The sequence below is a fragment of the Chitinophaga sp. RCC_12 genome, assembly GCF_041360695.1.
In the GTDB taxonomy this organism is placed as follows: Bacteria; Bacteroidota; Bacteroidia; order Chitinophagales; family Chitinophagaceae; genus Chitinophaga.
Genome location: NZ_JBFUPS010000002.1, coordinates 689706 through 713731, shown reverse-complemented (window position 1 = coordinate 713731; position 24026 = coordinate 689706). Strand labels below are relative to the sequence as shown.

Annotated in this window: 25 protein-coding genes; 14 read left to right on the top strand and 11 right to left on the bottom strand. The window is 47.2% G+C overall.

Translation table 11 applies throughout. The features are described from left to right. Positions 1-11: 11 nt before the first annotated feature. The gene (locus AB6805_RS08225; protein ID WP_370908953.1) at positions 12-506 is read left to right on the top strand and encodes a histidine phosphatase family protein; all 495 of its coding nucleotides are present in this window, start codon (positions 12-14) and stop codon (positions 504-506) included. Here the strand turns inward: AB6805_RS08225 and proC are convergent. Continuing rightward, complete coding sequence (gene proC, locus AB6805_RS08220) at positions 503-1300, bottom strand: pyrroline-5-carboxylate reductase (RefSeq protein WP_370908952.1); 798 nt, start codon at positions 1298-1300, stop codon at positions 503-505. The two genes, AB6805_RS08225 and proC, sit on opposite strands and share 4 nt — an antisense overlap. Before the next feature lie 88 nt (positions 1301-1388). On the opposite strand from proC, the gene AB6805_RS08215 reads away from it, so the two are divergent. Continuing rightward, entirely contained in the window at positions 1389-4679 is a 3291-nt protein-coding gene (locus AB6805_RS08215; protein ID WP_370908951.1) for an AAA domain-containing protein, read from the top strand. Positions 4680-4781: 102 nt separating this feature from the next. Here AB6805_RS08215 and AB6805_RS08210 read toward each other — a convergent pair whose 3' ends face one another. Together AB6805_RS08210 and dusB are read right to left on the bottom strand one after the other, a co-directional pair. Next, a complete protein-coding gene (locus AB6805_RS08210) occupies positions 4782-5351 on the bottom strand; it encodes an NUMOD4 domain-containing protein (RefSeq protein WP_079471790.1) in 570 nt (189 codons plus the stop codon). 44 nt (positions 5352-5395) lie between these two features. Next, the gene (gene dusB, locus AB6805_RS08205) at positions 5396-6463 is read right to left on the bottom strand and encodes a tRNA dihydrouridine synthase DusB (protein ID WP_370908950.1); all 1068 of its coding nucleotides are present in this window, start codon (positions 6461-6463) and stop codon (positions 5396-5398) included. Between the two features lie 183 nt (positions 6464-6646). Here dusB and AB6805_RS08200 point away from each other — a divergent pair, with 183 nt between their 5' ends. The 5 genes from AB6805_RS08200 (at position 6647) to AB6805_RS08180 (ending at position 9859) form a co-directional block, all read left to right on the top strand. Continuing rightward, entirely contained in the window at positions 6647-7594 is a 948-nt protein-coding gene (locus AB6805_RS08200) for a lysostaphin resistance A-like protein (protein WP_370908949.1), read from the top strand. A 24-nt stretch (positions 7595-7618) separates the two neighbouring features. Continuing rightward, positions 7619-7870: a DUF2007 domain-containing protein gene (locus tag AB6805_RS08195; protein ID WP_370908948.1), complete on the top strand. Its 252-nt coding sequence runs from the start codon at positions 7619-7621 to the stop codon at positions 7868-7870. A 112-nt stretch (positions 7871-7982) separates the two neighbouring features. Further along, the gene (locus tag AB6805_RS08190) at positions 7983-8864 is read left to right on the top strand and encodes a phosphatidate cytidylyltransferase (RefSeq protein WP_370908947.1); all 882 of its coding nucleotides are present in this window, start codon (positions 7983-7985) and stop codon (positions 8862-8864) included. Positions 8865-8958: 94 nt separating this feature from the next. Further along, positions 8959-9612, top strand: a complete 654-nt coding sequence (locus AB6805_RS08185) for a phosphatidylserine decarboxylase family protein (protein ID WP_370908946.1) — start codon at positions 8959-8961, stop codon at positions 9610-9612. Positions 9613-9640: 28 nt separating this feature from the next. Beyond that, the gene (locus AB6805_RS08180) at positions 9641-9859 is read left to right on the top strand and encodes a hypothetical protein (protein ID WP_370908945.1); all 219 of its coding nucleotides are present in this window, start codon (positions 9641-9643) and stop codon (positions 9857-9859) included. Between the two features lie 39 nt (positions 9860-9898). Here AB6805_RS08180 and AB6805_RS08175 read toward each other — a convergent pair whose 3' ends face one another. Beyond that, complete coding sequence (locus AB6805_RS08175) at positions 9899-10594, bottom strand: YjjG family noncanonical pyrimidine nucleotidase (protein WP_370908944.1); 696 nt, start codon at positions 10592-10594, stop codon at positions 9899-9901. 95 nt (positions 10595-10689) lie between these two features. Here AB6805_RS08175 and AB6805_RS08170 point away from each other — a divergent pair, with 95 nt between their 5' ends. The 3 genes from AB6805_RS08170 to AB6805_RS08160 all read left to right on the top strand — a co-directional run bounded on the left by AB6805_RS08170 (position 10690) and on the right by AB6805_RS08160 (position 14284). Next, complete coding sequence (locus tag AB6805_RS08170; RefSeq protein WP_370908943.1) at positions 10690-11391, top strand: SDR family oxidoreductase; 702 nt, start codon at positions 10690-10692, stop codon at positions 11389-11391. 147 nt (positions 11392-11538) lie between these two features. Then, positions 11539-13482 (top strand): BatD family protein, encoded by a 1944-nt coding sequence (locus AB6805_RS08165; protein WP_370908942.1) that lies wholly within the window; start codon positions 11539-11541, stop codon positions 13480-13482. A gap of 19 nt (positions 13483-13501) precedes the next feature. Continuing rightward, positions 13502-14284: a tetratricopeptide repeat protein gene (locus tag AB6805_RS08160; RefSeq protein ID WP_370908941.1), complete on the top strand. Its 783-nt coding sequence runs from the start codon at positions 13502-13504 to the stop codon at positions 14282-14284. Here the strand turns inward: AB6805_RS08160 and AB6805_RS08155 are convergent. The 7 genes from AB6805_RS08155 to AB6805_RS08125 form a co-directional block, all read right to left on the bottom strand. Continuing rightward, positions 14279-15025 (bottom strand): LytR/AlgR family response regulator transcription factor, encoded by a 747-nt coding sequence (locus tag AB6805_RS08155; protein ID WP_370908940.1) that lies wholly within the window; start codon positions 15023-15025, stop codon positions 14279-14281. The genes AB6805_RS08160 and AB6805_RS08155 overlap by 6 nt on opposite strands. Positions 15026-15141: 116 nt before the next feature. Then, complete coding sequence (locus AB6805_RS08150; protein WP_370908939.1) at positions 15142-15948, bottom strand: sensor histidine kinase; 807 nt, start codon at positions 15946-15948, stop codon at positions 15142-15144. 221 nt (positions 15949-16169) lie between these two features. Beyond that, complete coding sequence (locus AB6805_RS08145; protein WP_079471554.1) at positions 16170-16880, bottom strand: response regulator transcription factor; 711 nt, start codon at positions 16878-16880, stop codon at positions 16170-16172. Between the two features lie 62 nt (positions 16881-16942). Then, entirely contained in the window at positions 16943-17962 is a 1020-nt protein-coding gene (locus AB6805_RS08140) for a sensor histidine kinase (protein ID WP_370908938.1), read from the bottom strand. Beyond that, complete coding sequence (locus AB6805_RS08135) at positions 17959-18447, bottom strand: gliding motility lipoprotein GldH (protein ID WP_370908937.1); 489 nt, start codon at positions 18445-18447, stop codon at positions 17959-17961. The genes AB6805_RS08140 and AB6805_RS08135 overlap by 4 nt, the downstream gene beginning before the upstream one ends. Before the next feature lie 15 nt (positions 18448-18462). Then, positions 18463-19338 (bottom strand): YicC/YloC family endoribonuclease, encoded by an 876-nt coding sequence (locus AB6805_RS08130; RefSeq protein ID WP_370908936.1) that lies wholly within the window; start codon positions 19336-19338, stop codon positions 18463-18465. A gap of 142 nt (positions 19339-19480) precedes the next feature. Then, positions 19481-20077 carry a pseudouridine synthase gene (locus AB6805_RS08125; protein WP_370908935.1) on the bottom strand — a complete coding sequence of 199 codons (597 nt, stop codon included), beginning with the start codon at positions 20075-20077 and terminating at the stop codon, positions 19481-19483. A 54-nt stretch (positions 20078-20131) separates the two neighbouring features. On the opposite strand from AB6805_RS08125, the gene AB6805_RS08120 reads away from it, so the two are divergent. From AB6805_RS08120 to ccoS, 4 genes are all read left to right on the top strand, one after another. Beyond that, on the top strand, positions 20132-20842 hold the full coding sequence (locus AB6805_RS08120; RefSeq protein WP_370908934.1) for a Crp/Fnr family transcriptional regulator: 711 nt from the start codon (positions 20132-20134) through the stop codon (positions 20840-20842). Between the two features lie 95 nt (positions 20843-20937). After that, positions 20938-23376 (top strand): heavy metal translocating P-type ATPase, encoded by a 2439-nt coding sequence (locus AB6805_RS08115; RefSeq protein WP_370908933.1) that lies wholly within the window; start codon positions 20938-20940, stop codon positions 23374-23376. Positions 23377-23569: 193 nt separating this feature from the next. Further along, the gene (locus AB6805_RS08110) at positions 23570-23860 is read left to right on the top strand and encodes a cupin domain-containing protein (protein ID WP_370908932.1); all 291 of its coding nucleotides are present in this window, start codon (positions 23570-23572) and stop codon (positions 23858-23860) included. A gap of 6 nt (positions 23861-23866) precedes the next feature. Then, positions 23867-24013, top strand: a complete 147-nt coding sequence (gene ccoS, locus AB6805_RS08105; protein ID WP_370908931.1) for a cbb3-type cytochrome oxidase assembly protein CcoS — start codon at positions 23867-23869, stop codon at positions 24011-24013. The last annotated feature ends 13 nt before the right edge of the window (positions 24014-24026 follow it).

Sequence of the window (24026 nt, the reverse complement as noted above, 5' to 3'; positions counted from 1 at the left end):
GTTTTCAGCCCATGAAAACATTACTACTTATACGTCATGCTAAATCCAGCTGGACCGATCCGGATATGGATGACTTTGACCGGCCCCTCAATAAACGGGGAAAAGCGAATGCGCCCGAAATGGCACAACGCCTCATTACCCGCGGCATGGTGCCGGAATTAATTATTTCCAGCCCGGCCAAAAGAGCCAGAACCACTGCTAAAATAATGGCGAATGAGTGGAGTTATCCCAAACAGGCAATCCTGCTGGAAGAAGAACTGTATCTCTGCTATGCCGCCACCTTCCTGAAGGTAATCACCAAAATTGATGACGACTTTGGCGCCGTAGCCATTTTTGCCCATAACCCCGGCATCACCGATTTTGCCAATTATCTCACCGAAGAAATCAGGATAGATAATGTACCCACTACCGGTATCTTTGGTATCCAGGCAGACACCGATAGTTGGAAAGATTTTGACCTGGCAAAGAAAAAGTTCCTCTTCTTCGAGTATCCCCGTAAAGATTAGTCTTTCACAATTTTATTGTAAGAAGCGGTAATTCCCTTGATCAGGGAAGAACTGAAGCCCTGGTGTTCCATTTCGTTAAGACCGGCAATAGTGCAGCCTTTCGGAGTGGTTACCTTGTCGATTTCCTCTTCCGGATGACGGTTTTCGCGGATCAGTAGCTCTGCAGCCCCTTTTACCGTTTGAGCGGCAATTAAACTGGCCGTGCGCACATCAAATCCAATTTCAATACCCCCCTGGATATTTGCCCGGATATAACGCAGCGCAAAGGCGATACCACAGGCGCCCAGCACTGTAGCGGCATCCATCAGTTTCTCATCGATCGTTACGGTAGCTCCGAGCTGATCGAACATGGTTTTTACATACCGGATCTGCTCTTCGGTGGCGTGTTTATGGGAAATACAGGTAATAGACTCCTGTATGGCGATGGCTGTATTAGGCATGGCCCGTACTACCGGCATGCCGGGTACCACATGTTCCAGGTCGTCGATGCTTACGCCGGTAACCACGCTGATCAGTATATGTTTTGCCGGGCTAAAGGACCCTTTGAACTCCTGCAATACTTCCCGCACATTGTACGGTTTCAAAGCTACCACAATAATTTCCGCTTCGCGGATGGCAATATCATTGTCCGTTTCTATCCGCACACCTGCGTCACGCAGATCCGTAAGGGTACTGGTGTTACGCTTGGTAACAATGATATCGCCGGCCTTTGAAAACCCGCTCTTCAGCAATCCCTGGGCGATGGCCGATCCCAGATTTCCTCCACCTATAATGGCTATTTTTTTGGCTGACATAAAAAATGAAGATTACATTATAAATCGTAAGAAAGGTATAACAAATGCTGCATCCATGCAAACGGCAACGATTCATTAACTTGCGGATATGCAGGCATTACACACAGCAACTGCGTTTTACGCCAGAATAAAAGAAGCCCACAATATTCCTGATACGGAAGATAAAACCCGTCACTATAAACAGATACTGGAAATCCTTTTCCGGGAGCTGACCCGCAAAGAAACCCGCTCTTTCGGAAACCTGTTTGCACGCATGCAGTTTTATTTCGACCGGCAATCCGTGCCACCGGATATCCATCAGCAGCTGACGGCGCTCCGCATACTAACTAATAAGGCTACACGGGGAATGTTTCCCCTGCAGGACGCCGAACACCTCCTGTGCATCAAAGCCCTTACGGAATCTGTGGCCTGGTGCTACCAAATAGCGCCGCCTGCAGAACTCACCGCACTATACGCCTCCGCAGGCTCACATAAACTGTCGCTTGCATGGCAACACCGCCCCGGCAGCCTGGCATTGCTGAAATGTATGGTTACCACAGTAGGCACGCTCACCACCACCACGCTCGGAAAATATACCCTGCTGCTGGATGTAAAAAATGACGAGCAGGGAGATTTCCAGCTGCTGCTGGAACATATGGACCCTGAAGCAGTAATATCCCTGCATGGACTGCTGCGCCCTTACGACACCATTCACGTACTCCACTGCCGCCAGGGAACCAACGGACACGAATACACTACCACCAGCGAAAGCCAGGTTGTACTGGAGCCGGATTTGCTGATAGATATCAGCGACCTGGCAGAATGTTTTACCCATAAAGGACCTAACCGGTTATTATATCTTGTTAAAAAACTTACTCCCCAGCAATCCAGCCCGGCGGCATTTAAGGGAAACCTGGTAAATGCCCTCCTGGATGAAATGCTCCGCAACCGGGACATAGATTTCAAAAGTTCTTTTGTGGAAGCCGTGGCAGAAAACGTGCTACAGGCGGCCGCCTACGGCCGGGAAAAGATCAACGACATGTTTCGCGATATCCGGCAGCAACACTGGGGCAACCTGCATAATACCGTAAAAGAACTGCAGGATAAACCAGTGAAGATAGAACCCACCTTTTTGTCCGCCCAGTACGGTTTGCAGGGGCGACTGGACCTCATGGCAGAAGATGATACCGATGAATACCGGAAGGAAATTTTTGAGCTGAAAAGCGGGAAATGCCCCGACTTCAATACCTGGAAAAACCACGAAATGCAGGTAGTGGGGTATAATCTCCTGCTGCGCTCTGCTTTTGGCCGTCAACGAAAGGGAGGATCCGCCATCCTGTATTCTGCCGCCGCCACCAATCCTCTGCGAAACGTGAGCAGTACACATCACACCGAAAATGATCTGCTGCTATTGCGCAATGAAGTCGTGGGTATGTTGCTGCGGCTCGCGGGCGGCGAGTTTGAAATACTGTCCTCCATCACCACCGCGGCCGCCCTGGGGCTGCCTTCTTTCAGTGCTGCGCATTTCACCACTTTTGAACAGGCCTGGCAAACGGCGCCTCCTGTGGCAAAGGCCTATTATCACGAGTTCCTCGCCTTTATGCTGCGGGAATACCTGCAGGCGAAGTGCGGCATGTTTTCAGAAATTAACCGGGAGGAAGATGCAGACGGCTTTGCAGCGCTATGGCTACAACAGGAAAAAGACAAACTTTCCCGCTTCAATATTATACCGGGGCTACGCTTCCGGGAATTTGATACTGTTAACAGCTCTGTATTATTTGATATAGTCGTTCCCGTTAGCCATAATTTCCGCAAGGGGGATACCGCTATTATTTATCCGCGTACCAGTACAGAACTACAGCCGTTGCAGCAACAGCTGCTGAAGGGCAGGATAGAGGATCTCGGGAAAAACCAGTTGAGCTTTTCCCTGAATAACCGGCAGATGACGCTCGACTTTTTCCGGCAATTTGATGAATGGATCATAGAGCATGATATTTATGAATCCAATTACTGGATAGCAACGGCGTCGCTTTTTCATGTGATTTCCCCGCTTTACCGTGAGCGCACCAATATGCTGCTGGGGCTTACCACACCCCGTTGGTATCCTTTGCAGCACACTACTCCCGCCATGTTTAATCCTAACCAGGAACAACTGGTAAAGCATGCCCTGGAGGCGCAGGATTATTACCTGTTACAAGGCCCCCCGGGCACCGGTAAAACATCTTCCATGCTTACTACTATTGTAGGGGAGATGGTAAAACAGGACCACCATGTGATCATTGTTGCGTTTACCAACAAGGCGGTGGAAGAAATATGTCATAAGCTGACGGCTAAAAATATTACGCACCTGCGTATGGGCGGGCGCAACTCCTCCGCTTCACTCACGCTCCGGCAATATTGCCTGGAAGGCTCCCTGGATGAGGCGCGGAATTATATTACCAGTCACCGTGTGTTTGTAGCCACAGTGGCTACTATGGCCACCCGGCTGGAGCAGCTTACGATGATGGGGATTCCTACCGATACTTTAATTGTGGATGAAGCCTCCCAGTTAACCGAGCCACAGCTACTGGGGCTGCTGATGCCGTTCCGTAAATTTATCCTGATAGGCGACCAGAACCAGTTGCCGCCGGTAGTGGCGCAGGAAGCACATTTCTGCCAGGTGAAAGCGCCCTGTTTACAGGAGCTGGGTATCCTGGATTTACGGACCTCTATTTTCGAGCGGCTGATACAACGTTGTAAAACCAGCCAGTGGCGGCATGCCTGGGGCATGTTGAATACCCACTTCCGGATGCATGACAGCATTGCGGCATTGGTAAATCATTACTACGCAGGTCAGTTATCTTCCGGAAGAGAGGAACAAAAAGCCGGCTTCGATTTATATGGCGGTCATGAAAATTTAGGTTGGGAGCGGGTTTTATCTTTAGGAAGAAAAGTATTTATTGGCAGCCCGTATGAGCCGAGTTCCAAGATGAACAGGACGGAGGCGGCGTGGGTAGTGTCGCTGCTGCATCACCTGAAGAACCGTTATGGTGCGGGTTTCAGTAAAGATACCGTAGGGGTGGTAACGCCATGGCGAACGCAGATCAGCTTGATCCGGGAGTTGATTGCGGATGATGAAGCGTTGCAGGACATTAATATTGATACCGTGGAGCGGTTCCAGGGTTCTGAAAACGATATTATCATTGTGTCGCTGGCGGTATATCATGCGGCGCAGGTGCAAACGTTGCAGTGCCTGGGGCAGTTTAACTGGGAGGAAGAGGAGATAGAGGTAGACCGGAAGTTGCTGGTAACGTTGTCGCGTGCACGAAAACAGGTGATATTGCTGGGATATGAGCCAGTGTTGCAGGATAGCGCTCATTACCGGAAGGTGTTAGGGGAGATGAGCAGAGGCGTGCTCTAACGGGAGGTACTCTACGTTGCGGCTCCAAGTAACAATGGCCATACGGTTAGTATGGCCATCGTCAGACAACATCATATATGATCAGTCCTGGTAAACCAGGCTTTAATCCAGTGTAACGTGCCCCCAGTTTTCGCCGCTTTTAATGCGGTAGAGCTGCATTTCACTGATATCGAACTGTTCAGCGATTTGCTTCATTGTTTTCTTGCCGGGTTTATTCAGCAGGCGTTTGATGCTCTTTACTTTGGTAACATTCAGTTTAAGTCCTTTCACGCGGTTGCGTTGCTTTTCTTTGTAGGCAAGCTTGGCGGGGCTTTTTTGCTGATGTTCTTCCATTTCCTCTTTGGTAGCCCATTGGAGGTTGGAGGCTTTATTATTTTTTTTATCGTAGTCCAGGTGTATCACATATTTATGTGCCCGTCCTCCTTTTTTGCTGAAAAGTTTGGCCACTTCCCTGTGGAGGTACAGTGACTGGTAGCTGTCTGCGGGCTTTACGTTTAATACCGTATAGCCTTCTACGGTAGACCCCGTGAGCAGCTTACCATCTTCGGTACTTTCATGATAACTGATCACTCTCCCCATGTTTGAAACGGCGTATTTTTTACGCAGGGCAGATTTGTTTTTAATCTGTAAGTCTTTCCAGACTTCATTTTTCAGATTTTTAATTGTGGTCATGTGAAAGTATTTTTTATTTTTTTTATATCCTGGGGTTTATCCGTTTATCCGTAAACGTTACAACCGGCCATTTCATTATCAGCCGGCAGAAAATCGTGTGCAGCTAATTGGGGAGCGGCCCGCTCGAATATATGGTCCTTGTATTGTAACACAACCGCGTCTAGTACTTCCTCAATCTCAGCTAATGTATTGTAAGTTACTAATTGTTGTCTGAATTCCTTGATATGCGGCAAACCTTTGAGGTAATTTGTATAATGCCGGCGCATTTCCAGTATGCCTACTACTTCACCTTTCCAGGAAACTGACTGGTGAAGGTGTTTTTTGCAAACTTCTACTCTTTCCAAAACAGTTGGCAGGGGTAAATGTTCGCCTGTCTTCATAAAATGCTTGATCTCCCTGAAAATCCATGGATAGCCGATTGCGGCTCTCCCGATCATAACGCCATCCACGCCATATTTCTGCCTGGCGGCGATTGCCTGTTCCGGCGTACATATATCACCGTTACCAAAGATAGGAATTTGTATGCGGGGATTGTTTTTTACTTTTCCGATGAGGGTCCAGTCGGCACTGCCTTTATACATCTGTGTACGGGTGCGGCCATGAATAGTAAGGGCTTTGATGCCTACGTCCTGGAGCCTTTCCGCTACATCTTCAATATTTTTGGTGTCGTCGTCCCAACCCAGGCGGGTTTTAATGGTTACCGGCAACCTGGTTGCCTTTACTACGGCAGCCGTAAGTTTTACCATTTTAGGGATATCCTTCAGGATACCGGCGCCGGCGCCTTTACAGGCTACCTTTTTAACCGGGCAGCCGAAGTTAATATCCAGCAGATCGGGATTGGTGGCTTCCACAATTTGTGCAGCCAGCGACAGGGATTCTTCATCTCCACCGAAAATCTGGATTCCTACCGGACGTTCGTAGTCGAAAATGTCCAGTTTTTTGCGGCTTTTGATGGCATCACGTATCAGTCCTTCCGAAGAAATGAACTCCGTATACATGAGATCGGCCCCATTATCCTTGCACACCGCACGAAAAGGCGGATCGCTCACATCTTCCATGGGCGCCAGTAATAAAGGGAATTCTCCCAATTCAATATTTCCTATCTTCACCATAATTTATATAACCACAGCAGCTTTTGCCGGAGTTATTATTTTAATATTTTATATACTATTTCTTTTACAAGCAGGATTTCTTTGCAGTAACGGCTATCGTTCAGCAGTTGCGGTAAGCGGTAAGCATCTGCAAAAACTTAATTTCGCGCTGTAAATTTACGCAAAAAAATACAGTATCTTCTTATGTCCGGTTATCTGAAGCAGTCTCCCGTTTCATTGCAGTTTGTCTCTTTCCTGGGCTTTTCCTTTGGGTTCTTTGCCCTGTACCTTTATGCGCTTCAGGCAATTACGCCGGGTGTTACCGGTCAAACGCTGGAAGCGCTTCAAACCGGCACGCTTACCGACCCTAACTCGATCGGCTATCTGAAAATAACACAATTCCTTTATACCGTGGTCGCCTTCTTTGTGCCGGCGGCAATTTTTGCCTACCTCTGGCAGCCTTATCCGATGAAATACCTGGGGCTTAAAACGCCCACCGGTTTACAGGTTATACTGGCGCTGCTGGCTATGTACGGCAGTTTACCATTGGCCAGCCTGCTGGGTGAGTGGAACGAAACGTGGCCTATTTCCCAATCGGCCCGCGACCTCCAGGATATGGCGGAAAAGCTGCTCGGCATTATGCTGAAGATGCCTACCCTGAAAGATCTTTTCATTAACATGATACTGGTAGCCATTGTACCGGCTATCGCAGAAGAACTGTTTTTCCGCGGCGTTTTACAGCGGCTCATTATTAAAGCCACCGGGAAAGTATGGCTGAGTGTATTTATCACAGCAATCTTATTCAGCGCCATCCATGGCGAAATGCTGGGTTTTCTGCCCCGCGTGTTAATGGGTTTTGCGCTGGGAGCCATCTACGTGATCAGTGGTAACCTGTGGTTAAGCATCTTTGCCCATATCCTGAACAACGGGCTGCAGGTAACGCTGCTGTACCTGTTCCAGCATGGCATGATAAAAGACGATCCGATGAAAAACACTCCCGTGGAATGGTATTATGTCGCTTTAAGCGTTCCCGTAACCATTGGGCTGTTTTGGGCGTTAAGTAAAAAATCTACCCCCATCCTGATGACAGATCCCGTGGATAAAAAAGAAGGGGAAGAGGTGGATGAAATTGGAACAGACGAAAATTTTTAAATAAAAGACACTAAAACAATCATTATGGAAAAGGACTGGATTAAAATTTTTTCGAGCGACAGGCCATTTGAAGCCGAAATTGTAAAGGGTATGTTACTGGACAACGACATTGAAGCGGTTTTACTCAACCGTCAGTCGTCGTCCTACAATATCACGCTGCCGGGACAGGTGGAACTGTATGTACATGAATCAAAGGAACAATTAGCCAGGGATCTTGTACACAATCACAACAACCTGCCTACCGGCGATCCTAATGAAATAGATGGCGAAGAATAAGTGACAGCTCCCGTGGAATGGCGTCCTCCGGACAGTTCGAGAACGGGATTTGCTCCGTAGGCTATTTTTATCCACTTTTGCGGGTAGAACTTAATCAACAGATACAACCATAATGAAGACATTTTTCACCCGCACTGCCTCTGCGCTTGTGTTTGTGGCAGTAATGCTGGGAGGGATCCTATGGGCCGACTATACTTTTTTCCTGCTTTTCTTTCTGATAGGCTGTTTTGCCCTCCAGGAATACTTCAGGCTGCTGCGTGGGATCGATGCTGACTATGCCGGCGTTTCGCCCTGGCATAAATGGGGCGCTACCATCGCGGGAGCCGCCATCCTGCTTACTTTTACCGGAGATAATTTTCAGATAGGCGGCATGCCCACCGGGCTGATTGGCTGGTGGACGGCCGTTATTTTCCTGCTGGTAATGCCTTTGGGAGAAGTATTGATGAGTAAAGATTTTTCTTTAAAGAATATCGGGTATTCGGCTATCGGGTTGTTGTATGTGATCATTCCGTTTGGGTTGCTGATCCATATCCGGATGAATGCCATCAACATTCACTATACACCCGAAAACGTGGGTACCGCTCCCGGCTGGCTCATTCCCTTACTGCTGATCATATTCATCTGGATCAATGATACCATGGCTTATATAGTGGGGTCGCTGATTGGGCGTACCCCTTTTGCCCCGGCTATTTCTCCGAAAAAAACCATTGAAGGGACGGTAGGAGGAATGATCCTTGCAGTAGCCACTGCCGGCATTTATGGCCATTTCTGGGGCTACCGGTACCTGGCGTTACAACACTGGATAGCGCTGGCGCTCATCGCCGCTATATTTGGCACCATTGGCGACCTGATTGAATCGAAACTCAAAAGGATGGCCGGCGTAAAGGATTCCGGCCGGATCATGCCCGGCCATGGCGGCTTTATGGACCGGTTCGATTCCCTGTTGCTGGCGGCTCCTTTCGCCTGGATCTATGTTCAGTTTTTTATGATGTAATACGTTAACAAAATATTCGTATTCTAAAAAAATTGAATTAAAGTAACTTTGCACCCAGATTAAACACATAAATCAAACATCTAATAAAAAAACAATGAAGATCCATCGTGAAGGATTTGCTACTATTTCCCTTGTATTCCTGGTACTGGCGTTAATAAACGGAGCAGTATTTTATTGGTTCGGTAACGCGCCGGCGCTATGCTGGACGGTATCCATTATCTCCCTTGCGTTCTTCCTGTTCATCGTTTCATTCTTCCGTATTCCCTCCCGTCAATATACAACAGGTGATTCGCTGGTTGTTTCTCCCTGCGATGGTAAAGTAGTGGTAATTGAAGAAGTATATGAGCCGGAATATTTCAAGGATAAGCGTTTGCAGGTGTCTATTTTTATGAGTCCTGCTAATGTTCATGTAAACCGGAACCCTATCAGGGGTACGGTAAAATTATCGCAATACCACGCCGGCAAATACCTGGTGGCCTGGCATCCAAAGTCTTCCACTGAAAACGAAAGGCATTCCGTGGTAATCGGTAATGGTAAAACGGATATCCTGGTAAGACAAATTGCCGGTGCACTCGCCCGCAGGATTGTGAACTACCTGAAACCAGGCATGGAAGTAAATCAGAATGAGGAAATGGGCTTTATCAAGTTTGGCTCCCGTGTAGACCTTTACCTGCCTATCGGTACAGAAGTAGCGGTACAGCTGGAACAGGTAGTGCAGGGTGGCATTACGGTTATTGCTAAAATCTAGTTATCTTTAGTAGCTAAACGGCATTTTTATGATAAAGAAAGCTTTTACCGGCCTGGCTGCCTTACTGCTGATAGCAGGCATAGCGCTGGCGCAGGAGAAAACCAAAACAGCCGCTAAATCTAAAAAGGATTGTTCGGCTGCCTCGTGTAAAACTACCGCAAAAGGTAAAAGCTGTTGTCAGCAGCCGTCTAAAACCGCCAGCCTGAGAATGGCTGCCGCTACCAAAACAAAAGCGAAAGCACAATAAAAAAAGAAGGAGATGTGGTTACCCACATCTCCTTCTTTTTTACAGAATATTTCTCAGCTCCCGAAGGTGCCCGATCACATATGTAGGTTGAAAATCAACCGGTGGTTTAGCCGGATTAAAATATACCTGGTCCATTCCCACACCATGGGCGCCCTTGATATCCAGCTCCATGGCATCTCCGATCATAATACTCTCTGTAGCGCTGGTATTGGCCTTGCCGATGGCATAGTCAAAAATTTCCCGGTACGGCTTTAAGCTGCCCGCCACTTCCGATGTAACGATGTGCGTGAAATAGTGGTCAATCCCGGCGTTCTTCATTTTCAGCAACTGTGTTTCCTCGAAACCGTTGGTGATCATATGCATAGGGTACTCCTTTGCTGCCAGGTATTCCAGCGTTTCCTTTGCTTCCGGGAATAGTGCTTTTTTATATGGCAGTATTTCCAGGAATTCTTCGCTGATTTTCTGGGTCAGTTTTTCATCTCCTATTTTAAAGTCGATCAATGTAAGGCGGAAGCGCTTGTCACGCAATTCGCGGCGGGTGATGAACCCTTTACGGAAGCGATCCCACAGGCGCTCGTTATGATCCACATAAGAAACGGAAAACGCCTCAAAAGATGGTATTCCCCTGCTCTCCAAACCATGCCTGTTATAAAGCTCCAGCAAGGTTTCCTGTTCATTTGTTTCAAAGTCCCAGAGGGTATGGTCCAGGTCAAAGAAAAGATGTTTGTATTTCATGACGGCGCAAAGGTACAAAATACCTCAGAGATGGGTGGAAGGCGCCGGTGTATTCAAAGTAAATTCCTTATTTTACTGCATCAATGAAAGAAACTATGAATGCAGTAATTACGGGCGCCAGCAAGGGGATTGGAAAGGCTATAGCAGAAAAACTGGCGCTGGAAGGATTTAATGTGGCTATTTGTGCAAGACATGCCGACACGCTGGCTTTGGCCAAAGCGGATATTCTGCGGAAAAACCCGGCGGTAACGGTGCTGGCGGAAGTGGTGGATATGGGAGATAAAGCACAGGTACTGGCTTTTGCAGATAAAGTTAATACGACATTTCCGCAGGTGGATATACTGGTGAACAATGCCGGTATTTTTGTACCTGGCGCCCTTCACCAGGAAGAAGAAGGGTTACTCGAAAAGATGATGGCGGTAAATGTATACAGCGCTTATCATCTTACCAGGGCATTATTACCCGCCATGATCACCCGGCGTAAAGGATATATTTTTAACATGTGTTCCACTGCCAGCTACCGCGCATACCCCAATGGCGGCGCTTACAGCATTACCAAATATGCCTTGCTTGGCTTCACCAAAAACCTGAGGGAGGAGCTAAAGGCACACTACATCGGGGTTTCGGCGGTAAGCCCGGGCCCAACCTTAACCGCTTCCTGGGAAGGCTTTGACGCCCCTCCCGACAGAATGATGCCCCCCGAAGATATAGCCAGCGTAATATGGGCCGCATGGACAATGGCCAAACAAACCGTTGTAGAGGAAATTGTACTGAGACCTATGTTGGGAGATATTTAAACATCTTATTATATTGGCTTTTTAGTGGATGGTAATTGTTCTTTCTCCGGATAACTAAATAAGAACATATTAAAATGTTTTAACTAACTTTTAACGGGGCCTTACAGCGCTTCCGGCGCGGCTTTGGTTAAATTTGTTGACATAATTATGATGTACAGATTTTGCATAAGGAAGTGTATTTACGCCATTTTGATTTGTATAGGACTGGTAGCTTGTGCCCACGCACAGGATTTCCGCTTTACTACCACTGTGAGCAATAATGCCGTGACGCAGGATGAACCATTCCAGATCCAGTTTATGCTGGAAAACGGCGTAAACGTCTCCAGCTTTACACCACCCAGTTTCAAGGATTTTGAAGTATTACAGGGTCCCTCTCAAATGCAGGGTCAATCTATTTTCAATGGAAAACGGTCTGAATACATTGCACTGAGCTACCTGCTGCAACCAAAGCATGTGGGCAGTTTTACCATCGCCGGCGCCCAGGCCCGTGTAAACGGGAATATCGTAAAATCAAACCCGGTTTTAATTGAAGTCAGAAAAGGCAATGCGCAACAACAGCAACAGGTCGCACCTCCTGCTGCCGGTTACCCGCCGCATCGCGGCTCCCCCGGTGGTAACGAAGATATCCAGGAAGGTATTTTGAAGAAAGGAGAAGACATCAACGAAAAGCTGAAGAAAAATATTTTCCTGAAAGTAGAAGTAGATAAAACCAATTTATACGAAGGAGAACAACTAACGGCCACGTATAAACTTTTTACACGCCTTCCAACCAATTCCAGTGTAACCAAAGTACCGGCATTCAAAGGATTTTCTGCCAAAGATATTGAGCTGCCTAACCCGCCGCAGGCTACCGAGGAAAGGGTTAACGGCATTCCGTACAAAGTGTTTACCATCCGCAAAACATTGCTTTTCCCGCTACAGTCGGGCACCCTGGAACTGGACCCTGTAGAGGTGGACAACCAGGTGCGCCTCGTTAAAATGGTGAGCAAAAAAGGCGGCAGCAGGGGCAGGGATCCGTTTGAAGATTTCTTCAACGATCCTGCATTCAGGGATCCGTTCTTTGATGATTTCTTTAACCGCCCGGAAGTGGAATACCAGGATGTTCCTTACAAAATTCAAAGCAACCCGATAAAGATCAATGTTAAACCCGTTCCGGTCGACGGGCGCCCGCTCAGCTACAACGGCGCAGTCGGTAACTTTAACATGACCGCGGTAGTGGATAAGAAGAAGCTTACTACAGATGATGCCCTCACGCTGAAAGTAACCGTTAGCGGACAAGGAAACGTAAACCTCCTGAACTCTCCGAAGGTGGAAACGCCTACCGGCTTTGAAAAATATGATCCGAAAGTAACAGACGACATTGAAAAGAACAGCAACCCGCTTTCCGGCAGCCGTACTTTTGAATATGTGCTGATGCCGCAGGAAGCCGGTGATCATACTATACCAGCAGTAGAATTCTCTTACTTTGACCCAGCAGCCAACAGCTATAAAACATTGCGTTCCCAACCTTTCGATATCCATATCGAACAGGGCAAACATATTAAGCAGGATAAACAGGATTATGGCGCCGGTAAAAATGAACTGGTGAAAAACGAAACCGGTATCCTCGACTGGACCAGAAATCACAGCTGGTTTATTCTCAGCCCGTGGTTCTATATCCTGTTGTTATTACCGCTGCTGATAGCTGCAGGTATTATTTTCTACAAACGCCGCAAGGACTACAACACCACCAACGCCGCAGTGCTGAAACACCGCTACGCCAATAAGGTAGCCCTGAAGCGACTGGAACTGGCTGCGCGTTATCTGAAAGAAGGCAAGGACAAGGCATTTTATGAAGAAACCTCCCGCGCCGTTTGGGGTTATCTCAGTTCCAAACTGAAAATACCAATGGCCGATCTGAGTAAACAACTGATACAGGATAAGCTGAGCGCCCGTCATATCAACGGCAGCAATACGCACGACCTGTTTAACCTGATCGATAATTGCGAAGTGGCTTTATATGCACCCGGGCAGGATAACCGTAAAATGCAGGGTACATATGAACAGGCGGTGAGCATTATCACCAACCTGGAAGATGCGTTGAAGAACTAACTACTTAACGAAAGGCGAAATGCTGAACTACAGAAAAATTAAACCGGTATTATTGGCTGTTATATGCCTGCTCTCTTTCACCGGGAGCCGCGCACAAACGCCGCCACAGAATCAGCAACAACGGTTTGAAGAAGCGAACAAACTCTTTAACCAGAGCAAGTTTACAGAAGCCGCCAGGGTTTATCAGCAGTTGCTGGATGAAGGTCATACGCAGAAAGCACTTTACTTTAATGCCGGCAATGCCTGGTACAAAGCAGGTAAAACCGGGCAGGCTGTTTATAACTATGAGAAAGCATTGCAGTTGTCGCCCAACGATGCTGCGGTGAAACATAACCTCGCTATTGCCAATCAGAAAGTAAATGGTTTTGTGGAAGAGCTGCCGATGGTATTTTTCCAGCAATGGTGGCTGCAATTGCAACATCTTCATAAAGCCAACGGCTGGGCTACAGGCACCATCCTCTTTTTCTGGTTGTTTATTGCCTCCATTATGCTCAATGTATATATCCCCGGATGGAGAAATAAATTTTTGCGCTGGGGCACTTATGTGTTGGGAGTATTGTGTGCCTTATACCTGATCATGTCTGTAGATACTTACCTGTGGTCCAACAACCATGAAGCGGGTGTTGTAATGAACGGTAACATCAGGGCCAAAACGTCGCCTGATGAAAACAGCAAGGATGCCTTTGAAGTAGGAGAGGGCATGAAAGTGCGTATCACCGATGCTACGCGCGACTTCTGTAAGATTGAACTGGCTGATGGAAAAAACGGCTGGATCAGTTGTAACTATATCAGGCGGTTATAGTCTTTCGATCCGTTGCAGGAAGTCCTGTTTCTTGTCCCGTGCCAGCGGAACGCTGTAGCCATCAGACATAATGATCTCCCCGCCATCTCCTTTAATATATTTCTCCATAAAAGACAGGTTGATAAGGAAGCTGCTGTGTACGCGGAAAAATCCTTTATCTGTGAGCCATTGCTCCATTTCCACGAGCGTACGGCATACCATTACGGGCTTTTCCGGCTCCTGTAAATGCAACCGGGTTTGCATGCCTGCGCCTTTGCAATAAATAATATTCTTTGCAACTACCATGCGCAGTCCGTCTGACGTGGGCAATGCCAGCCGTTCGTCCTGGTTGAGGTGTTGTTGCAGAAAGCGGAGGAGGTCTTCTACTTTTCCGGCAGTAATAACGGTGGATTGGGTGCTGGCTTTTTCCACTGCGTCTTTTAATTCCTGGCTATCGATGGGTTTGAGGAGGTAATCTAACGCGCTGTGATGAATAGCCTGCAGGGCATATTGATCATAGGCAGTGATGAAAATAACGGCAAAAGAGTGATATTCACTGGCTTCCAGCACCTGGAAACCATCCATTCCCGGCATTTCGATATCCAGGAATACCAGTTCGGGATGTAGTTCATGAATGGCAGTCAGGGCTTCAGGACCACTGCTGCAAACGGCTTGTACAGAAACTTGCGGGCAATACCTCTCCAGCATCATGTGCAGCGCATCCCGACTATGCTTCTCGTCGTCCACGATAATGGTACGCATTTGAGATCAGATTAATGAAAGGTGGTTTCAGATTTACTGTTGTGGAAAGTATATGGTCATTGATTCTATTAATCCATGTAGAAATTAAGCAATTTGCCGGACATTTCCAATTCAGGCTATCCTGCCAGGGACTGCCGGGCGGCAACATGTTGCATGCTGATAATAAGGCGGTTACCGGAGGGTTCACGTTCTTCGTCATACATCTGCAGGGATTTGATGCTGGCCTGCATGTGATATTTCTCGCTCATCATGTACAGCCTCTCCGAAGCGATATCAATGCCGGAGGCCTGCCGTTCGCCCGTGCTGTCGAGCATTTCAGTGATCAGTATCCCATTATCTTCCAGCTGGATCTGGAGCCGGTCATTTTCTTTGGAGATGGTGATCCGGAGCAATCCACCTGATTTTTCGGGGCGCAGCAGGATCCTGTGCCAGATGGCATATTGCACATAGGGTTGGATGATCAGGGGAGGGATGAGGGTAAACTGCCGGTTTACTTCCGGCATTACGATGAGCTGGTAATCGAACTGTTCATCAAAGCGCAGCTGTTCCAGCTGTATATACAGTTCCAGGGCATCCAGTTCATCCTGCAGGGAAATCCATTCTTTATTGAAATTGCCTATCATGAGGCGCATGAGGCGCGAAAAGCGGGTGAGATAAAGGGAGGCCATGTCCGTACTGGTGGTAAGGATATAGTGGTGAATAGCATTGAGGCTATTAAAAATAAAATGAGGGTCCATCTGCGCCTGGAAAGCATGTAGCTCCAGGTTAATCAACGCATGGTTCTTGGTGATTTCTTTCGCTGAGGCTCTCCTGATTCTTCTTTCCCGCAGGGTAAAAAATACTATTAGGGTAACGAGACTTAACAAAAAAAACAGCCAGAAGGGCCACTCCGCAGCAAAGATAATATCAGTATAATGTGCCACTAACTAGGTTTATAGGAAGTACTTCTCTACGCTTATAAGCTCAATAAATATCGGCTAATTAATCTCCACGGTAAAGTGGGATTTACTACGAGGTCGGATTTTAAAGGAAACTGGGGAGAATGAGGTGAAAAGTGGCTGTTTGCTACAGGTATTTAGCCTTTAGCAAATACAGCAAAGATGGTTATACTTATCTACTGCTGCATTTGCCAAACGGCTGGTATTTAGGCTTCCGTAAACTTATAGCCCACTCCCCTTACGGAGTGGAAATAGCGGGAATTCCGGCTATCTTCTTCAAAATACTTACGGAAATTGAGGATAAAGTTGTCGATGGTCCTGGTAGTAGGATATACGTTATAACCCCAAACCACCTGGAGGATTTTTTCGCGGGTAACTACTTCGCCCTTATTTTCGATGAGCAGTTTCAGCAGCATGGCTTCTTTCTTACTCAGTTCGTAGTGTTTTCCATCTTTACCAACGCATTCCTGCGCGGCAAAGTCGATTACATTATCGCCGAAGCGGTATACGTTGGGTACGCTGTCTTTGTCCTGGATCTTTTTATTTTTTACGATGAGCTTTTCCACCCTTAACAGGAGTTCTTCCAGGTTAAAGGGTTTGGTCATATAGTCATCGCCGCCTTTTTTGAGGCCCAGCACGCGATCGGCGCTGCTGTTTTTGGCGCTCAGGAAAAGGATGGGGATTTCATTATTCTGAATACGGATGTTTTCGCATACCGCGATACCATCCATTTCAGGCAGCATAATGTCCAGTATAATGAGATCGAAATATTCGTTTTTTACTGCTTTGAGAGCAGCAGTGCCGTTGTCCACTGCGGTGACCTCGTAACCTTCCAGCTCCAGGTTCAGCTTCAGGGCTTCCTGGAGATTTTCTTCATCCTCCACCAGCAGTATTGATGCCTTTGTCGCTTCCTTCATGTGTTATTGTTTGATTTTTACATCGAATCCGGATTCCGGTATTCATCAATCCGTCATCTAATTTACGCCGTTTGAACGGAATATTCAGGCCATGATATTTCAAAGCAGCTGCCGGCAGGTACATTGTCTTTTACTTCAATGCGTCCGTGGTGCTGTTCCACGATTTTGGCGGTCAGGAACAGGCCCAGTCCGGAGCCTTTAGCTTTGCGGGTATTTTCGTTACCCACGCGGTAAAATTTCAGGAAGATCCTGCTTTTCTCTTCTTCCGGGATGCCCGGGCCTTCGTCGATCACCTGTAATTTCAGTTGCTGGTTACTTTCAAATAGTTTTACAGAGATGGTGGTATTTTTCGGGGCATATTTCGCGGCATTCTCCACCAGGTTGCTCAGTACAATTTGTAAAGTCAGCTTATCGCCATCCATCCATACGTCCGGTAAAATATCCGCGATGATCTGATGGGTACCAATGCGGCCATCGAGGTCTTTGATACTGTTTTCTATCAGGGCTGAAAAATCCAGCGGTTCTTTAAACACCTCGTATTTGTGTGTTTCCAGTTGCGCCGCCAGCAGGATGTTGTTGCACAGCTGGTCGAGGCGGTTGGTTTCACGGATCGTATTATTGATCAGCTTCAGTTGTTTTTCTTCGTCGAGTTTATGTTTACGGATGGTTTCGAGGTTCAGTTTGGCGGCAGCGATGGGTGATTTCAATTCATGTGTTACCGCCATCATAAAATTCTGTTGCTGCCTGCTGAGCTTCATATATTTCCATACGGCCCGGTATACAAAGAGTGCGCCGAGTAAAATGATCCCTAAAAAGATGAGGCCTTCGCCCAGGTATTTAAAAGAGCGCATACGCTCTTCTTTGTTGATCCGCTCCAGTTGTAGCTGATGTTCTACCGGTTGTGCGAGGCTGTCTACCCGCAAAGAAAGATTCTGTTGTTCAAAGCGGCGGATCTGTTCACTTTGTCTGAACAGCAAAATGCCCCACCAAACCAGTGCGGCAATTGTGTACGCCATTACTAAAAAATAAACGAAGGAAACGGATTTCCCTTCCTGCATTTTATTGGAAATTCTTTTCATCATGGCCTTGTGCCGGCTTTCTCAATCCGCAAGCCAACATTCATTACATGGGGGAGCGGATTTTGCCGCATATTTTGTTCAAAGGTAAATTTATAGGTCCCTGGTTTATTAAAAACAGCCCGTTGCTGAATGAAGATACGGTGTTCATAAATATCATCCAGTCCGGTACCGGACCATTTGCCTGTTACATCTGCGAGTGGCAGTTCCACCCGCTGTTCCTTTACGGTACTGTCACCGGGATACTGTGTGCCTACCAGTAACCAGATATTACTGTATGGATAAGCATCCGTATGTCTTACGTTCACGCAGATATTGTAAAGGTACGCAGTATCTTCCGGTTGTATTTTTACTTCAAAAGACGGTTTATAATCATATGCCCACTCATGCCTGGGGATCTCCAGGTTTTTCTCGTAAGTGTCCATTTTAGGCGGCATGCAGGCGGCAGCCAAAAGTAACAAGCCTGCTGTGGCCAGGAAAAGTTTGTTCATACGGTATTCGCCTTACTATAAAACGTTTAATACTTGTTCTTTGGCTTTTTCCAGTTCATCTTTCATCAGCACCACCCATTGCTGGATACCGGCATCATTGGCTTTGGAACCGGTAGTGTTGATTTCACGGCCTATTTCCTGTAACACAAAACCCAGTTTCTTGCCCTTGGCAGAGTCATTGTCTTTCAGTATTTCCGTGAAATAACGGAGGTGATTTTCCAGGCGGGAGAGTTCTTCAGAGATATCCAGTTTTTCCAGATAGAAGATCAGTTCCTGTTCCAGGCGGTTGCCATCTACATTTTCTTTTCCTACATGCTCGGCCAGCAATCCTTCGAGGCGCTGACGGATACGGTCTTTACGGAGCGGGTCCAGTTCGCGGACCTTTTGCATATAGCTATCGATGTTTTCTATGCGTAACTTCAGATCGGCTTCCAGCATGAGGCCTTCATCCTGGCGATGTGTATCCAGGTCGATCAGGGCTTCACGCAGTGTATCTTCCACATCTTTCCATTCTTCTTCGGTCATTTGCTCTGAAGCCGGACTTACCACTTCCGGTAATTTCATCAGCACGTTGAGCATATCTCCCTGGGGGAGTTCCAGCTGGTTGGCCAGCATGGTAATAGACTGGTAATAATATTTTGCAAGGTCTGTATTGATCACAACCGGGCGGGTGGCGCCATTCTGGCGGATATTGATCGTTGCATCAAGGGTGCCGCGCTGCAACGTTTGCTGCATTAGGGTACGGATGTCAAATTCATAGGGTCTTAACAAAGGAGAAAACTTCAGATTCACCTCAAACTGCTTTCCATTCAGCGATTTGATCTCCACTACGATACTAGTTTCGCCTCTTGCGCTTTCTGCCCTTCCGAAGCCGGTCATTGATTTCAGCATAATAGAAATTTGTAGGTGACAAACCTAGTTAAAAAAGCTGAAAGCATAAAGCTTAAAGCAAAAAGCGGGTGCAGGAGGACGGGAGCTGCAGCCCCACCTCAGAGGCGCGACTATGCCAATAGTGCGCTGAGAGCCGCCATCACTACTTTGCCCTTAGCTTTAACTTCCTGTAGATCTCTTCTTTGCTCATCTCCACCATCTCTCCTGATTGCATGCCTGCAATGGTGATATCTTCCATGCGGTAACGGACAAGCCTCAACGTAGGAAAGCCAACAGCGGCAGTCATCCGTCGCACCTGCCTGTTTTTGCCTTCCTGCAGCACCATCCTGATCCAGGGTGCGGGGATACTTTTACGGAAACGGATGGGCGGGTTCCGTGGCGGCAACAACGGCTCTTCCTCAAATATTTCTGCCCGGCACCGTTTGGTACGGTACATCTTACCATCTACATTGATCTGCACCCCCGCTGCCAGCTGCTGCACCGCCTCCGCAGTTACGGCGCCATCTACCTGTACCCAGTACTCCCGTTCATGTGCATGCTGCGGTAACAGCAGTTGCTGGTTCAATGTCTTATCGTTTGTAAGGATCAGCAGCCCTTCGCTGTCATAATCCAGGCGCCCTACGGGATACACATCCGAAGGCACCTTAAAATAATCCGCCAGGCAGGCCTTGTTACCTTCCGGTGTAAACCGGGTTAACACTTCATATGGTTTATATATAATATAATAATAAAGAGACACGAATGCTTTTGCTTTGGTTAAGGAGCCGTAAATTAGTACTTTTGCAAATTGATTATGGCTACATCGTTCCACAATCCTTCATGTCATCATTGCAAGGATCGCTTCTCATCAATATTCTGCAAGGCGGAACAATGCAATCTCGATCAGATTGCAGAAGCCAAAGTATGCTCCGTATACAGGAAAGGACAGGTTATCTTCCACGAAGGAGCCTATCCCTTCGGTGTGTACTGCGTAAATGATGGCAAAATAAAGCTCTCGCACAGTGGTGATGACGGCCGGGAACAAATTATACGCCTGGTCAGAGACGGCGATATCATGGGTTACAAAGCCCTGCTGAGCAACGAAAGGTACACTGCTACCGCCACAGCCCTCGAAGATTCTTCTATCTGCTTTATACCTAAAGACCTGTTTCTCAATATTCTGCAGAAAGATGCATCCCTGTCATTTGAAATGATGCGCATCTTATCGAGCGAACTGCGCAAAGCCGAGCTGAAAATAACCCACCTGGCACAAAAGCCGGTACGGGAACGCCTCGCAGAAACCCTGCTTTTTATCAAAGAAACTTACGGACTGGAAGCAGATGGCCACACCCTCAGCGTACGCCTCTCCCGTGAAGAAATTGCCAACCTCGTAGGCACAGCCACAGAATCCGCTATCAGGCTGCTTTCTGAATTCAAAAAAGACGGCATGATAGAACTGGAAGGCAAAAAGATCCGCCTGCTTGACCTCGCCGAAATTATCAGAACTGCAAACCTGCAGGAGTAGCCCCAATCCTGACAAATATCATATTCCCGCTTGACGCATATCATTGCGCCCCTCTGCCGCGACCGGTACTTTTGCAATAACACAACTATTGACTGATGGCCGTTTCTTCGCATGTTCAAACCAACACCTCCTGCTATCACTGCGGGGAAAACTGTACTGACAACGATATCACCCTGCAGGAGAAAGTATTCTGCTGTATAGGATGTAAAACGGTATACGAAATACTGAACCAGTACGACCTCTGTGAATACTACCATCTTAACAGCAAACCAGGTATCAGTCAGCGGGTAGCCATGCGAAGCGATAAGTTTGCTTTCCTCGACGACGAAAAAATTGCGCAACAACTCTATCTCTTCAGGGACGATACCCACACGCATGTTTCCTTTTATATCCCGCAAATCCATTGCAGCTCCTGTTTATGGCTACTTGAAAACCTGCACCGGCTAGAGAAAGGAGTACAGCGGGTCACCGTTAATTTCAGTAAGAAAGAAGTATTAATCATCTACTCACATACCGGCAACTCTTTAAGAAGGGTGGCAGAAATATTAACCGCCATCGGGTATGAACCGTACATCAGCCTGCAGGATCTGCAACGCAAAAAACCGGCGGTTAACCGGCAGCTGGTATACCAGCTGGGTGTGGCCGGCTTTTGCTTCGGCAATATCATGTTGCTGAGTTTTCCCGATTATTTTGCCGGCGCCGGTGGTCTTGATGAAATATTTAACCGCCTGTTCCGGTATATGAACCTGGTACTGGCATTGCCGGTATTGCTTTACAGCGCACAGGCATTTTATAAACCGGCCTGGAACGGGTTAAAGCATGGATTCCTTAATATAGACGTACCTATTGTGCTTGCCATCTTCGTTACTTTTATACGCAGCTTTGTGGAAGTAATCAACGGTCAGCCGGGATATTTTGATTCCATGACAGGCATCGTATTTTTTATGCTGATAGGAAGAATATTGCAAGATAAAACTTACCTGGGGCTTTCGTTTGACCGGGATTATACCGCCTATTTTCCAATAGCCGTAAGCGTTATAAAGGAAGATAAAGAAATTCCTACCACACTTCCTGAGCTGAAAACCGGCGATACCATCCGTATTCACAACAATGAACTGGTACCCGCAGATGGCATTATTGTAAGAGGAAAAGCCCTGATAGATTACAGCTTTGTAACCGGAGAATCGGTACCGGTCAGCAAGTCGATCGGGGAAATTATTTATGCCGGCGGCAGACAGCTTAATGGTAACCTCGAAATACTTACCATTAAAGAGGTAGCGCAGAGTTACCTGACCAGTTTATGGAACCGTGATGAATTGAAAAATAAAGCAGAAAAACAGGTGTCATTTGTTCACCTGCTGAGCCGTTATTTTACCTGGGCAGTGTTGTTGATTGCAGCTGCTACCGCCGCTTACTGGTGGGTAAATGACCCCGCACGTATATGGCCTGCTGTTACCGCCATCCTGATCATTGCCTGCCCCTGTGCCTTGCTGCTGGCATCTTCATTTACCAACGGACATATTTTAAGAATCCTCAGCCGGCACCGGTTTTACCTGCGTAATGCACAAGCCATTGAAAACATGGCCAACGCCACACATATTGTATTCGACAAAACCGGTACACTCACCGGCAAAACAGGCAGCTCCGTTATCTATTACGGCAATGCGCTTACACCAATACAGGAAGTGATGATAGCTACCCTGGCAGCACAATCCACTCATCCTTTAAGCCGGGCCATTGTGCAGTATTGCGGAGATCCTGCATCGCGGCATATCCACGACTTCCAGCACTTTACCGGCAAAGGTGTATGCGGATGGGTAGACGGATTTTTTATCCGGCTGGGCAATGCAGGCTTCACGGGCGCACACCACAAAAGTGAGCAGGAAGGAAGTGTGGTGTATGTATCTATCAACGAAAAGCTGTACGGGTTATTTACTATCCGCAGCAGCTACCGGAATGGTTTACGGCAACTGATGCAGCAACTGCAAACCTCCTATCCACTATCTGTACTGTCAGGAGATAATAATCATACGCTCCCGCAATTAGGTCAGTTGATGGGCAACGATGCCACCCTTCTTTTTGAGCAACAACCGGCAGATAAACTCGCTTATATCATCTCCCTCCAAAAAAAGAACGAAAAGGTAATGATGATTGGTGATGGATTAAACGATGCCGGTGCGCTGAAACAAAGTGATATTGGTATTTCATTAACAGAAGACAGCAACAACTTTACGCCTGCCAGCGATGGCATACTGCATGCGGGTCAACTGCCTCTGCTGCTGTCTTTCATCCGCTTGTGCAAAGCCAACAAGCGTATTATCCTCTTTAGTTTTGTATTGTCACTCCTCTATAACATTACCGGTTTATACTTTGCGGTGCAGGGAATTTTATCGCCGCTGGTAGCCGCCGTACTGATGCCTGCCAGTTCTATCAGCATTATCCTGATCACTTTCGGTTGCAGCGAATGGCAGGGTAAAAAGCTTTACAGCAAAGCACTACAGCAAATGAATGATAAAAGTCATATTCCTGATTGAGTAAAGTCATAGTAGTAAAGGTATACTACTGTTACCTTTGCTATCACACGAAACATACACAGTAAATCTAAGCCCAACCTCAGATAAGCCCGGATGAAATGGGCGTGTAAACAGCCGCTGAAAAGGCTGTTTACACGCAACGGGTGAGGCATGCCGGAAAAGAAGTATGGTATTACATCACAATACACCATCCATGAAAGGAATGAACGTAATGCAGATAGCGGGAAATGAAAAAGTGAAGAGTTGTGCTATCCTGAAAACAAAACGCTTTGATGCCACCCTGCTCATTATGCAACAGGGGCAACAGATTCCGCCGCATACATCGCCGGCCCATGCCATGATCCTTATACTGGAAGGGAGGATCGCATTTATGCTCAACGAAGAAATAACCATCCTGGAATCCGGCGATGTTTTTTCCTTTGGCGCCAACGAAATACATGCCCTGCAGGCATTGGAAACAGCCAGGTTTGTTCTCATTAAATAAATAGCCATGAGCGTTATCATCATTTTACTCGGTGTTAGTTTACTGGTAGCCATAGGGTTCCTGGCAGCATTTATCTGGTCAGTAAAAAACGGGCAGTTTGAAGATGATTTTTCACCGGCGCACCGCATCCTCTTCGAGGATAAGCCTGAATAAACGCATTTATCAA

Bases quoted from the DNA above. Each gene is read 5' to 3' on its own strand.
- dusB (WP_370908950.1), bottom strand. From the start codon at position 6,463: ATGGTGAAGATAGGAAATATTGAATTGGGAGAATTCCCTTTATTACTG.
- AB6805_RS08190 (WP_370908947.1), top strand. From the start codon at position 7,983: ATGAAGACATTTTTCACCCGCACTGCCTCTGCGCTTGTGTTTGTGGCA.
- AB6805_RS08195 (WP_370908948.1), top strand. From the start codon at position 7,619: ATGGAAAAGGACTGGATTAAAATTTTTTCGAGCGACAGGCCATTTGAA.
- AB6805_RS08155 (WP_370908940.1), bottom strand. From the start codon at position 15,025: ATGCGTACCATTATCGTGGACGACGAGAAGCATAGTCGGGATGCGCTG.
- AB6805_RS08200 (WP_370908949.1), top strand. From the start codon at position 6,647: ATGTCCGGTTATCTGAAGCAGTCTCCCGTTTCATTGCAGTTTGTCTCT.
- ccoS (WP_370908931.1), top strand. From the start codon at position 23,867: ATGAGCGTTATCATCATTTTACTCGGTGTTAGTTTACTGGTAGCCATA.
- AB6805_RS08225 (WP_370908953.1), top strand. From the start codon at position 12: ATGAAAACATTACTACTTATACGTCATGCTAAATCCAGCTGGACCGAT.
- AB6805_RS08180 (WP_370908945.1), top strand. From the start codon at position 9,641: ATGATAAAGAAAGCTTTTACCGGCCTGGCTGCCTTACTGCTGATAGCA.
- AB6805_RS08135 (WP_370908937.1), bottom strand. From the start codon at position 18,447: ATGAACAAACTTTTCCTGGCCACAGCAGGCTTGTTACTTTTGGCTGCC.
- AB6805_RS08185 (WP_370908946.1), top strand. From the start codon at position 8,959: ATGAAGATCCATCGTGAAGGATTTGCTACTATTTCCCTTGTATTCCTG.
- AB6805_RS08145 (WP_079471554.1), bottom strand. From the start codon at position 16,880: ATGAAGGAAGCGACAAAGGCATCAATACTGCTGGTGGAGGATGAAGAA.
- AB6805_RS08115 (WP_370908933.1), top strand. From the start codon at position 20,938: ATGGCCGTTTCTTCGCATGTTCAAACCAACACCTCCTGCTATCACTGC.
- AB6805_RS08210 (WP_079471790.1), bottom strand. From the start codon at position 5,351: ATGACCACAATTAAAAATCTGAAAAATGAAGTCTGGAAAGACTTACAG.
- proC (WP_370908952.1), bottom strand. From the start codon at position 1,300: ATGTCAGCCAAAAAAATAGCCATTATAGGTGGAGGAAATCTGGGATCG.
- AB6805_RS08215 (WP_370908951.1), top strand. From the start codon at position 1,389: ATGCAGGCATTACACACAGCAACTGCGTTTTACGCCAGAATAAAAGAA.
- AB6805_RS08140 (WP_370908938.1), bottom strand. From the start codon at position 17,962: ATGATGAAAAGAATTTCCAATAAAATGCAGGAAGGGAAATCCGTTTCC.
- AB6805_RS08160 (WP_370908941.1), top strand. From the start codon at position 13,502: ATGCTGAACTACAGAAAAATTAAACCGGTATTATTGGCTGTTATATGC.
- AB6805_RS08120 (WP_370908934.1), top strand. From the start codon at position 20,132: ATGGCTACATCGTTCCACAATCCTTCATGTCATCATTGCAAGGATCGC.
- AB6805_RS08175 (WP_370908944.1), bottom strand. From the start codon at position 10,594: ATGAAATACAAACATCTTTTCTTTGACCTGGACCATACCCTCTGGGAC.
- AB6805_RS08130 (WP_370908936.1), bottom strand. From the start codon at position 19,338: ATGCTGAAATCAATGACCGGCTTCGGAAGGGCAGAAAGCGCAAGAGGC.
- AB6805_RS08110 (WP_370908932.1), top strand. From the start codon at position 23,570: ATGAAAGGAATGAACGTAATGCAGATAGCGGGAAATGAAAAAGTGAAG.
- AB6805_RS08170 (WP_370908943.1), top strand. From the start codon at position 10,690: ATGAATGCAGTAATTACGGGCGCCAGCAAGGGGATTGGAAAGGCTATA.
- AB6805_RS08165 (WP_370908942.1), top strand. From the start codon at position 11,539: ATGATGTACAGATTTTGCATAAGGAAGTGTATTTACGCCATTTTGATT.